This is a genomic window from Pseudomonas sp. IT-P218, assembly GCF_949767605.1.
In the GTDB taxonomy this organism is placed as follows: Bacteria; Pseudomonadota; Gammaproteobacteria; order Pseudomonadales; family Pseudomonadaceae; genus Aquipseudomonas; species Aquipseudomonas putida_AE.
Map to the genome: position 1 here is coordinate 57761 of NZ_CATKQQ010000012.1, position 10525 is coordinate 68285.

General features: G+C 64.6%; 10 protein-coding genes and 1 pseudogene. 7 read left to right on the top strand and 4 right to left on the bottom strand.

What is annotated here, in order from left to right; genetic code table 11:
• The first annotated feature begins 57 nt into the window (after window positions 1-57).
• The 6 genes and pseudogenes from glcD (at window position 58) to yghX (ending at window position 5305) form a co-directional block, all read left to right on the top strand.
• Window positions 58-1557 carry a glycolate oxidase subunit GlcD gene (gene glcD, locus ACM6I6_RS12200; protein WP_406592953.1) on the top strand — a complete coding sequence of 500 codons (1500 nt, stop codon included), beginning with the start codon at window positions 58-60 and terminating at the stop codon, window positions 1555-1557.
• Window positions 1557-2621, top strand: coding sequence for a glycolate oxidase subunit GlcE (gene glcE, locus ACM6I6_RS12205; RefSeq protein ID WP_274077956.1), 1065 nt, complete (start codon window positions 1557-1559; stop codon window positions 2619-2621). The genes glcD and glcE overlap by 1 nt, the downstream gene beginning before the upstream one ends.
• 3 nt (window positions 2622-2624) lie before the next feature.
• A complete protein-coding gene (gene glcF, locus ACM6I6_RS12210) occupies window positions 2625-3845 on the top strand; it encodes a glycolate oxidase subunit GlcF (protein WP_274077955.1) in 1221 nt (406 codons plus the stop codon).
• Window positions 3846-3864: 19 nt separating this feature from the next.
• Complete coding sequence (locus tag ACM6I6_RS12215) at window positions 3865-4263, top strand: heme-binding protein (protein ID WP_323628729.1); 399 nt, start codon at window positions 3865-3867, stop codon at window positions 4261-4263.
• A gap of 6 nt (window positions 4264-4269) precedes the next feature.
• Window positions 4270-4386 (top strand): annotated as a pseudogene (locus tag ACM6I6_RS12220) (outer membrane lipoprotein carrier protein LolA); the annotation flags it as partial.
• A 31-nt stretch (window positions 4387-4417) separates the two neighbouring features.
• Window positions 4418-5305 carry a YghX family hydrolase gene (gene yghX, locus ACM6I6_RS12225; protein ID WP_274077953.1) on the top strand — a complete coding sequence of 296 codons (888 nt, stop codon included), beginning with the start codon at window positions 4418-4420 and terminating at the stop codon, window positions 5303-5305.
• Window positions 5306-5400: 95 nt separating this feature from the next.
• Here the strand turns inward: yghX and ACM6I6_RS12230 are convergent, their stop codons facing one another.
• The 4 genes from ACM6I6_RS12230 to ACM6I6_RS12245 all read right to left on the bottom strand — a co-directional run bounded on the left by ACM6I6_RS12230 (window position 5401) and on the right by ACM6I6_RS12245 (window position 9063).
• Window positions 5401-6054, bottom strand: coding sequence for a peroxiredoxin (locus ACM6I6_RS12230; RefSeq protein ID WP_323608550.1), 654 nt, complete (start codon window positions 6052-6054; stop codon window positions 5401-5403).
• A gap of 125 nt (window positions 6055-6179) precedes the next feature.
• The gene (locus tag ACM6I6_RS12235; RefSeq protein WP_274077951.1) at window positions 6180-6842 is read right to left on the bottom strand and encodes a hypothetical protein; all 663 of its coding nucleotides are present in this window, start codon (window positions 6840-6842) and stop codon (window positions 6180-6182) included.
• 2 nt (window positions 6843-6844) lie between these two features.
• Complete coding sequence (locus ACM6I6_RS12240) at window positions 6845-7789, bottom strand: aldo/keto reductase (RefSeq protein ID WP_408600777.1); 945 nt, start codon at window positions 7787-7789, stop codon at window positions 6845-6847.
• On the bottom strand, window positions 7786-9063 hold the full coding sequence (locus ACM6I6_RS12245; protein WP_414919949.1) for an NTP/NDP exchange transporter: 1278 nt from the start codon (window positions 9061-9063) through the stop codon (window positions 7786-7788). The genes ACM6I6_RS12240 and ACM6I6_RS12245 overlap by 4 nt, the downstream gene beginning before the upstream one ends.
• Window positions 9064-9115: 52 nt before the next feature.
• Between ACM6I6_RS12245 and ACM6I6_RS12250 the strand changes: the two genes are divergently transcribed.
• Window positions 9116-9904 (top strand): hypothetical protein, encoded by a 789-nt coding sequence (locus ACM6I6_RS12250; protein ID WP_323608548.1) that lies wholly within the window; start codon window positions 9116-9118, stop codon window positions 9902-9904.
• Window positions 9905-10525 lie beyond the last annotated feature (621 nt).

Here is a 10525-nt window from a genome sequence, read left to right on the forward strand (position 1 = left end):
GAGCAGCAATACGGGCACTGGCCCGGGCTTTCATGAACGGAGTATCGTAAAACGACTATGAACATTCTTTACGATGAACGCGTTGATGGCGCGTTGCCAGAGGTCGACAAGAGCGCGCTGTTGCAGGCCTTGCGCACGCAGTTGCCCGATCTGGAGATCCTGCACCAGCAGGAAGAGCTCAAGCCGTACGAATGCGACGGGCTCAGCGCCTACCGCACTACACCGATGCTGGTGGTGCTGCCGCGGGACATTGCCCAGGTCCAGGGCGTGTTGCGCCTGTGTCATGAGCGCCGGGTAGCGGTCGTCGCCCGGGGCGCCGGCACCGGTTTGTCCGGCGGCGCCTTGCCCCTGGAAAAAGGCGTGCTGCTGGTGATGGCCCGCTTCAACCAGATCCTGCAGATCGACCCCGCCGCCCGTACCGCCAGGGTTCAGCCAGGGGTGCGCAACCTGGCGATTTCCCAGGCCGCCGCACCGTTCGACCTGTACTACGCGCCCGACCCTTCTTCGCAAATTGCCTGCTCCATCGGCGGTAACGTCGCCGAAAACGCCGGCGGCGTGCATTGCCTGAAATACGGCCTGACCGTGCATAACCTGCTCAAGGTGGACATCCTTACCGTCGACGGCGAACATCTGACCCTGGGCTCCGACGCCCTGGACTCGCCCGGTCTGGACCTGCTGGCCTTGTTCACCGGCTCCGAAGGCATGCTCGGGGTGATCACCGAGGTCACGGTCAAGCTGCTGCCCAAACCGCAGTCGGCCAAGGTACTGCTGGCGGCGTTCGACTCCGTGGAAAAAGCCGGCCGCGCCGTCGGCGACATCATTGCCGCCGGCATCATTCCCGGTGGCCTGGAGATGATGGACAACCTGGCCATCCGCGCCGCCGAGGACTTCATCCACGCCGGTTACCCGGTGGAGGCCGAAGCCATCCTTTTGTGCGAACTCGACGGCGTCGAAGCCGACGTGCGTGACGATTGCGACCGCGTGCGCCAGGTGTTGCAACAGGCTGGCGCCACCGAAGTGCGCCAGGCCAAGGACGAGGCCGAGCGCGTGCGCTTCTGGGCCGGGCGCAAGAACGCCTTTCCGGCGGTGGGCCGCCTGTCGCCGGATTACTACTGCATGGACGGCACCATCCCGCGCCGCGAGCTGCCCGGTGTGCTCAAGGCCATCGCCAGCCTCTCGGCCGAGTACGGCCTGCGGGTGGCCAACGTGTTCCATGCCGGCGACGGCAACATGCACCCGCTGATCCTGTTCGATGCCAATACGCCTGGCGAACTGGATCGCGCCGAAGCCCTGGGCGGCAAGATCCTCGAACTGTGCGTGAAGGTCGGCGGCAGCATTACCGGTGAACACGGCGTCGGCCGGGAAAAGATCAACCAGATGTGCGCGCAGTTCAACAGCGATGAGTTGACCCTGTTCCACGCGGTCAAGGCGGCGTTCGACCCCGGCGGCCTGCTCAATCCTGGCAAGAACATACCGACCCTGCACCGCTGCGCCGAGTTTGGCGCCATGCATGTGCACGCAGGCCAACTGCCCTTCCCTGACCTGGAGCGCTTCTGATGCAGGAAACTGCCGATCTCGATGACAGCAGCGCGCTGCAGGAGCAGGTCAATCAGGCGTTGGCGAACGCCACGCCGCTGCGCATCCAGGGGGCCAATACCAAGGCGTTCCTGGGACGGGTGACGGCGGGCGAAATACTCGATACTCGATCGCACCGGGGCATTGTCAGCTACGACCCGACGGAGCTTGTAATCACTGTGCGCTGCGGCACGCCACTGGCGGAACTGGCGAAGGTGCTGGACGCCGCGCAGCAGATGTTGCCCTGCGAACCGCCCTCCTTCGGCGACGATGCCACCGTCGGCGGCATGATCGCCTGCGGGCTGTCGGGGCCGCGTCGGCCGTGGTCGGGGTCGGTCAGGGATTTCGTCCTGGGCACGCGGGTGATCACAGGCCTGGGCAAGCACCTGCGTTTTGGTGGCGAGGTCATGAAAAACGTCGCCGGTTACGACCTGTCGCGCCTGATGGCCGGCAGTTACGGCATCCTCGGCCTGATCACCGAGGTCTCGCTCAAGGTGTTGCCCAAGCCCCGGCAGGCCCTGAGCATCAGCCTGCAAATGAACGCCGAACATGCCCTGCTACGCCTGGCGGAATGGGGCCAGCAACCGCTGCCGATCAGCGCTGCGTGTCATGACGGTGAACGCCTGCATCTGCGGTTGGAGGGTGGCGAAGGTTCGGTGGCGGCGGCCCATGACCGCCTGGGCGGCGAGTTGCTCGACGCTTCGTATTGGGCCGATCTCAACGAACAACGCCTGGCCTTCTTCGATGAAGACCAGCCCCTGTGGCGCCTGTCCGTGCCCAACAACACGCCACGGCTGTCCCTGCCCGGCCGGCAATTGATCGACTGGGGCGGCGCTCAGCGCTGGCTCAAGTCCGACGCCGAGGCAAAGTTCATTCGCCAGGTCGTCGAAGAGGCTGGCGGGCACGTCACCTGCTACAGCCACGGGCTCACGGACACGCCCTTCCAGCCGCTGCCCGACGCATTGATGCGCTACCACAAGAGCCTCAAGCAGCAACTCGACCCCCAGGGCATCTTCAACCCCGGACGTCTGTACGCGGAGTTATGAATCATGCAGACCACCTTGAGCGAACGCGCCCGCCAATTGCCCCGCGCCGAAGAAGCCGACAGCATCCTGCGCACCTGTGTGCATTGCGGTTTCTGCAACGCCACCTGCCCGACCTATCAATTGCTCGGCGATGAGCTGGATGGCCCGCGCGGGCGCATCTACCTGATCAAGCAGGTGCTGGAAGGCAACGAGGTGACGCAGAAGACCCAGCAGCACCTGGATCGCTGCCTGTCATGCCGCAACTGCGAAACCACCTGCCCTTCGGGGGTCGATTACCACAACTTGCTGGACATCGGCCGGGCCGTGGTCGATGCGGCGGTACCGCGTCCGCTCGGTCAGCGTCTGTTGCGCGAAGGGCTGCGCACGCTGGTGCCGCATCCGGACCTGTTCAAGCGCCTGGTCAACAGCGGCCAGGTGTTTCGCGCGCTGCTGCCCGGCGCGCTGCAAAGCAAGCTGCCGCGCAACCTGCCGGTGACCAAGCAGCGCCCCGCCGTGCGCCATGCCCGCCAGGTGCTGATGCTCGAAGGTTGCGTGCAGCCCGGCCTGTCGCCCAATACCAACGTGGCCGCCGCCAGGGTCCTGGACCGCCTGGGCATCAGCGTCATGCCGGCCCGCGAGGCCGGCTGTTGCGGCGCCGTGGACTATCACCTGGACGCCCAGGCCGCCGGCCTCGATCGCGCCCGGCACAACATCGATGCCTGGTGGCCGGGCATTGAACAAGGCGCCGAGGCCATCGTGCAAACCGCCAGCGGTTGCGGGGCGTTCATCAAGGATTACGGGCATCTGCTGGAACGCGACCCGGTCTATGCCGACAAGGCCAGGAAGGTCAGCGCGCTGGCCAAGGACCTGGTGGAGGTGTTGCGCGCCGAACCGCTGGAACAGTTGGGCATCCACAACGCCCATCGCGTTGCCTTCCATTGCCCGTGCACCTTGCAGCACGCGCAAAAACTCGGTGGCGCGGTCGAAAAGGTACTGATGCGCCTGGGCTTCAACCTCACCACAGTACCGGACGGCCATTTGTGCTGCGGTTCGGCGGGCACTTATTCGCTGACCCAGCCGGAACTGGCCCGGCAACTGCGCGACAACAAGATGAATGCCCTGGAAAGCGGCTACCCCGAAGTCATCGTCACCGCCAACATCGGCTGTCAGTCGCACCTCGACGGCGCGGGCCGTACCCCCGTCCGGCACTGGATCGAACTGGTCGAAGCCGCCCTGTCCCAATAGCGCCCAATGGAGAATGCCCATGAATAGCAAAGCCGTCCTGAGCCAGGCCGAAGTCAGCCGGATACTCGCCGCCGCCCGCACCGAAGCCCAGGACAATCAATGGCCAGTGACCATTGTGGTGGTCGACGACGGCGGTCATCCCCTGGCCCTCGAACGCCTCGATGGCGCCTCGCCCATCAGTGCCTACATCGCCACCGAAAAAGCCCGCACCTCGGCCCTGGGGCGGCGGGAATCCAAAGGCTATGAAGAAATGGTCAATGGCGGGCGCACGGCCTTTCTCTCGGCCCCGCTGCTGACCTCGCTCGAAGGCGGGGTGCCGATCACGGTCGACGGCCAGGTGGTCGGTGCGGTCGGGGTGTCCGGGGTCAAGGCCGAGCAGGATGCGCAGGTGGCGAAGGCCGGGGCGCAGAGTTTGTAATTTAGCATGCCCCCCCCTGTAGGAGCGAGCTTGCTCGCGATGGAGGTCAACGATGACGCGGGGAGCCTGACAGCCCGCGGTGCTCTCAGGTTTTTCGCGAGCAAGCTCGCTCCTACAAGGTTCGCGTTCTATTGGATGAAGAGGAAGCGCCTATATGACCCGTCTCACTGCAAAAGACTTTTCCCCACAGCTGTTGGAACTCTACGATTACTACGCCCATGGCCTGATCAACCGGCGCGAGTTTCTCGACCGCGCCGCGCTGTTCACCCTGGGTGGCTTGACCGCCAGTGCACTGCTGGCGTCCCTGAGCCCGGACTACGCCCTGGCCGAACAGGTCGAATTCACCGACCCGGACATCATTGCCGAGTACGTCGAATATCCCTCACCCAAGGGCCACGGGCAGGTTCGTGCCTATCTGGTGCGTCCGGCAAAAGCCGCCGGCAAGCCCCCTGCGGTGGTGGTCGTGCATGAAAACCGTGGGCTCAATCCTTACATCGAAGACGTCGCGCGACGCCTGGCCAAGGCCGGTTTCGTCGCCCTCGCCCCGGATGGCCTGAGCTCGGTGGGCGGCTACCCCGGCAACGACGACAAGGGCCGTGCGCTGCAGGAGAAGGTCGACCCGCAAAAGCTCATGAATGACTTCTTTGCCGCCGTCGAGTGGATGATGAAACACCCCGACGCCAGTGGCAAAGTCGGCATCACCGGTTTCTGTTATGGCGGTGGAGTCACCAATGCGGCCGCCGTGGCCTACCCGGAACTGGGCGCCGCGGTGTCGTTCTACGGTCGGCAAGCGGACGCCAAGGATGTACCGCGGATCAAGGCACCGGTGATGCTGCACTACGGTGAGCTGGATACGCGCATCAACGAAGGCTGGCCCGCCTATGAACAGGCGTTGAAGGCCGGGGGCAAGACCTATGAGGCCTACATCTATCCCGGCGCCAATCACGGTTTTCACAACGACTCCACGCCGCGCTATGACGAGGCGGCGGCGAAGCTGGCGTGGGAGCGGACGTTGGGGTGGTTTCACAAATACCTGGGGTAAGCCGGAGCCACCCTCCCTTGTAGGAGCCCGGCTTGCCGGCGAAGGCGATCTCGCGGACGCCATCGCCGGCAGGCCAGCTCCCACAAAGGCCGGGGTTATTTCGGTTGCGGTACCGTGCGCAGATACGGTTTCAGGGTCTTGAAGCCGTCCGGGTATTTCTTCTTCGCATCCTCGTCGGACACCGACGTCGGAATGATCACGTCTTCCCCCGGCCGCCAGTTCACCGGCGTGGCGACGGTGTGCTTGGCGTTGAGCTGCAACGAGTCAAGCAAACGCAGCACTTCATCGAAATTGCGCCCGGCGCTCATCGGGTAGATCAGCATCGCCTTGATCTTCTTGTCCGGGCCGACCAGGAACACCGAGCGCACCGTGGCATTGTCCACCGCGGTGCGCGTGCCGCCGCTGGCATTGGGGTGGATCATGTCGTAGAGCTTGGCCACGACCAGGTTTTCGTCGCCGATCAGCGGGTAGTTGACGGCACTGCCCTGGGTTTCTTCGATGTCACCCACCCATTTCTCGTGATCACTGACCGGGTCGATGCTCAGGCCGAGGATCTTGGTGTTGCGCTTGTCGAACTCCGGCTTGAGTTTGGCCAGGTAACCCAGTTCGGTGGTGCACACCGGGGTGAAATCCTTGGGATGCGAAAACAGGATGGCCCAGCCATCACCGATCCATTGGTGGAAGTTGAGCGTGCCTTCGGTGGTTTGTGCCGTGAAATCCGGCGCTTCATCGCCTATGCGGATTGCCATGTTCGATCTCCTTGCAGTGATGGTCAGGGGACGCTGTCGCAGCGCGGGTGAGCGTTAGCGACGGCATTGAAAATGGGTGCCTTGCCTGTTGACGCGACTCAGTATAGGAGACGATTGCCGATCGATCAGCCGCCCAGCGCAATGATCGCGGCGATCAGCGCGGCGCCGAGGACGGCCAGGGCAACCCCGCCCTGCCACGGCCTGGCACCGGCGTAGCGGGCGAGGATCCAGCCCGCCAGGAACAGCACCAGGATGCCGATGGCGTTGGACAAGCGCACCGCCAGCGCCGTCTGATCGAGGAGCAGGAAGGGCACCACCAGCGGGAAGGTCGCCACCACTACCAACAGGAACACGCCCAGCGCGCCCTTGAAGTCATCCAGGCCCAGCGCCGGCTGCAGCGGCGTGGCGGGTGCCTGGATCAGGCGCTGGCGTAACGCTTCCAGGCCTTCGGCGCCGGCGGCCAGGGCAATCCGTGGCGGCAGCGCATCGGCGATCAGCGCCTGGCCAGCGCTGGCATCGCGACCCTCGCGCAAACCGCTGAACAAGTTGCGGTTGCGCGTGCGCTCGATGACCGTGCGCAGCAGATACATCACCGCGTCCGCCAGGCCCCACGCCAGGTTGCAGCCCAGCGCGGCGATCATCATCGTGCGTTCTTCCTCCTGATTGGCGGTGGCCACACTGATCGTTCCAGTGAACGTCATGGCCATGAGCAGGCCGAAAATCACTTCGGTGACCCGGTCGACCGGATCGAGTACGCGGGCGCGTTTCTGTTGAGCGTTTTCGTGCATGGTTACCCCACCAGGGCGATCAGTTGATGACGTTGTGCATCGGTCAGCATCGGGCCGAATCCGGCGCTGGCGTTTTCCGCCATGTAGCGCGGGTTGCCGGTGCCAGGGATGACGCAGGTCACCGCGGAATGCGACAAGAGGAATTTGAGTGCCAAAGGCGGCCAGGTCTTGACCCCGACTTGTGCGGCCCAGCCGGGCAAGGGTTTGCCCTGCAACCGCGCGATCAGGCCACCGCCGCCGAACGGCCGGTTGCAGATCACCGCGACGCCGCGGTCGCGGCACAACGGCAGGATGCGCTTCTCCACCGCGCGATCATCCAGCGCGTAGTTGATCTGCAGGAAGTCCAGCGGCTCGGCCTTGAGCAGCGCCTCCACTTCGTCATAGGCCGACGCGGTGTAATGGCTGATACCGATGTAGCGAATGCGACCTGCCTCCTTCCACTCGCGCAGGGTCGGCAGATGGGTTTGCCAGTCCAGCAGGTTGTGGATCTGCATCAGGTCGATGCGGTCGGTCTGCAGCAGCTTGAAGGATTGCTCCATCTGCGCGATGCCTTCTTCGCGGCCCCGGGTCCACACCTTGGTCGCCAGGAATGCCGGCGAGCGTGGCTCGTGAATCGACAGCAGCTCGCCGGTGGTCTGCTCGGCGCGGCCGTACATCGGCGAGCTGTCGATGACCTTGCCGCCCTTTTCGAACAAGGCGTCAAGCACCGCGGGCAAGCTGCGGTAGGCAGGGTCCGAAGGCGCCACGTCGAAACCACGATAGGTGCCCAGGCCGACGGCGGGCAATGGCTCTTTGCTGGAAGGAATGACGCGGGTCATCATGGTCTTGCCTCCTGTTCCCGCCGCTGGCGAGGTTGACGCGCCGCTCGGGCCGAGCGTGAAGACCGCCGATGCGGCGGCAGCCAGCGTGAGTATTTGCCTGCGGGTAAAACCTTGGCCATGGCTCATGACGTTTCCCTCCCCGGTGGTGCTGCGTCGGCCATTCGTGCCTGGCGCCTGGCCAGCCACAGGCACAACCCGCCCCACACGCCCGCGAACGGCACGACCGCCAGCGCGACCAGGCCGAAGCCTGCGCCCAAGGCTGTCAAACCGGCCGACAACCAGCCACTGGCGGCATCACCTCCACGATAGACCAGGGTTTCGATCACGTTCTTGGCCTTGTACTTCTCTTCCCGGCTGACCACCGTCCACAGCACTTCACGCGCCGGCCGCACGATGCCGAACTCCACCGCGCGGCGTAGACCCTGGGCCAGGGCCACGCTGGCCGGCACCGGCGCCAGGGCCATGACGCTAAACGCCACGACGGTCGCCAGGGGCATGACCAGCAGCGCGCCGCCGATGCCCAGCAGACGAATCAACGGCGCCGTCAGCAGAAACTGGCAGATCAGGGTCAGCGCCGACACCAGCAAATCGACCAGGGCGAAGAATTGCGTCCTGCTGCCTACATCAGCGTAGCTGCCAGTGACGATCCGTCCCTGCTCGAAATACAACAAAGTCGCAGCGCTGGTGTGCAACAGCATGAAGGCCACCAGCCCCAACAGATACGGCGAACGCAGGATGAGAGTGATCCCGGCGAGCATGCTGCCGCCCAGGCGCCGTTCGTCCAAAAGGTGATGACCCGCCTGCGCTTGCGTCCTCGCCAGCAGCCCCCGATAGCAACGCACCGCCAGCTCCAGCAGCAGCGCCGCGGCGACGGTCAACGCCAGCGGGCCCAGGCGAGTGGCCATGGTCGCCGCCAGCAAGGGCCCGATGAAAGTGCCAAGGGTGCCGCCGGCCGCGATGCAGCCAAACAGCCGTCGGCCTTGCTCGCTGGAGAAGCGATCGACCAGCACGCTCCAGAAAATCGAGACGATGAACAGGTTGTAGAGGCTGATCCAGACAAAAAACACCTGGCCGACCGTCACCGGCGCGACGCGGTTGCCGATCAACAGGCCAAACACCAGCATCGATACGGCAATCGTGCGGTAGATCAACGGCACGAAGCGCGTGGCCGGCAGCCGCGACGCCAGCGCGCCAAACACTGGCACCATCAGCAGCATGACCACGAACGTGGCGGTGAACAGCCATTGCAACCGGTCGACGCCGCCTTCGAGGCCCAGGGCATCGCGCAACGGCCGTACCAGGTAATAGCTGGCCAGCACGCAGAAGTGGAAGGCGAAACCCAGGGCCAGGGCCGCTCTTTCCGCAGGCTTTACGTTGAGCCACTTGAGCGCGATGGGCATCGGTGCCCTCCTTTACCGCCAGCTACACTCTGACAGCAACCCGGAGCCGTCAATGCCGCCCACTAACGTTAGCCGAATGTCCCGTACCCTGGTGTTCCTCGTCGTCATCGCCGCTGCGCTGTACCTGGCGCTCTGCGCGGCCCTGTTCGTGTTCCAGCGCGCGCTCATCTACTACCCGCAACCCCGCGCCGTCGACTCACCCGACACGCTGCTGACCTTGCCCGTGGACGAGGCGCAGGTGCTGGTGTCGGTGCGCGCGCATGACGGCCCCAAGGCACTGATCTACTTCGGTGGCAATGCCGAGGACGTCTCGCGCAGCCTGCCGGACTTCGCCCGGGCCTTCCCCGACCATGCCCTGTATCTGCTGCATTACCGTGGCTACGGCGGCAGCTCCGGGTCACCTTCGGAAGAGGCGATTGCCCGCGATGCCATGGCCCTGTTCGACAAGGTCTATGCCGACCACCCGCAGATTGCCGTGGTCGGACGCAGCCTGGGTTCGGGGGTCGCGGTGCGCCTGGCCAGTTCTCGGCCGGCGGCGAAACTGCTGCTGATCACGCCGTACAACAGCCTGGAGGAACTGGCCGAGCGGCAGTTCCGTTGGTTTCCGGTGAAGTGGCTATTGAAGGATAAATACGAATCCTGGCGCTACGCCGAACATATCGCCGTGCCAACACGCCTGATCGCCGCCGAACACGACGAAGTGATTCCAGGCGCAAGCACCCGGCGCCTCTACAGCCATTTCCCCGCGGGCGTGGCAACGCTGCAGGTAATTGCGGGCACCGGGCACAATTCGATCAGCAACAGCCCGGAATACCTCGAGGCGCTGGAGGATGGTTTGTAGGCGCTGGCTTGCAAGCGATGAGGCCCGAAAGGCCAGCGCAATATTCAAGGACGCCTTCGCCGGCAAGCCGGCTCCTACAGGTCCGCGGCGACCACGGACCAACGCCCTGCGCAAACCACTGTAGGAGCTGGCTTGCCAGCGAAGAGTCCCGAAAGGCCAGCGCAATATTCAAGGACGCCTTCGCCGGCAAGCCGGCTCCTACAGGTCCGCGGCAACCAAAGACCAACGCCCTGCGCAAACCATTGTAGGAGCTGGCTTGCCAGCGAAGAGTCCCGAAAGGCCAGCGCAATATTCAGGGACGCCTTCGCCGGCAAGCCGGCTCCTACAGGTCCGCGGCAGCCACGGACCAACGCCCTGCGCAAACCACTGTAGGAGCTGGCTTGCTAGCGAAGGGGCCCGAAAGGCCAGCGCAATATTCAAGGACGCCTTCGCCGGCAAGCCGGCTCCTACAGGTCCGCGGCGACCCACGGACCAACGCCCTGCGCAAAACATTGTAGGAGCTGGCTTGCCAGCGAAGAGTCCCGAAAGGCCAGCGCAATATTCAAGGACGCCTTCGCCGGCAAGCCGGCTCCTACAGGTCCGCGGCGACCCACGGACCAACGCCCTGCGCAAAACATTGTA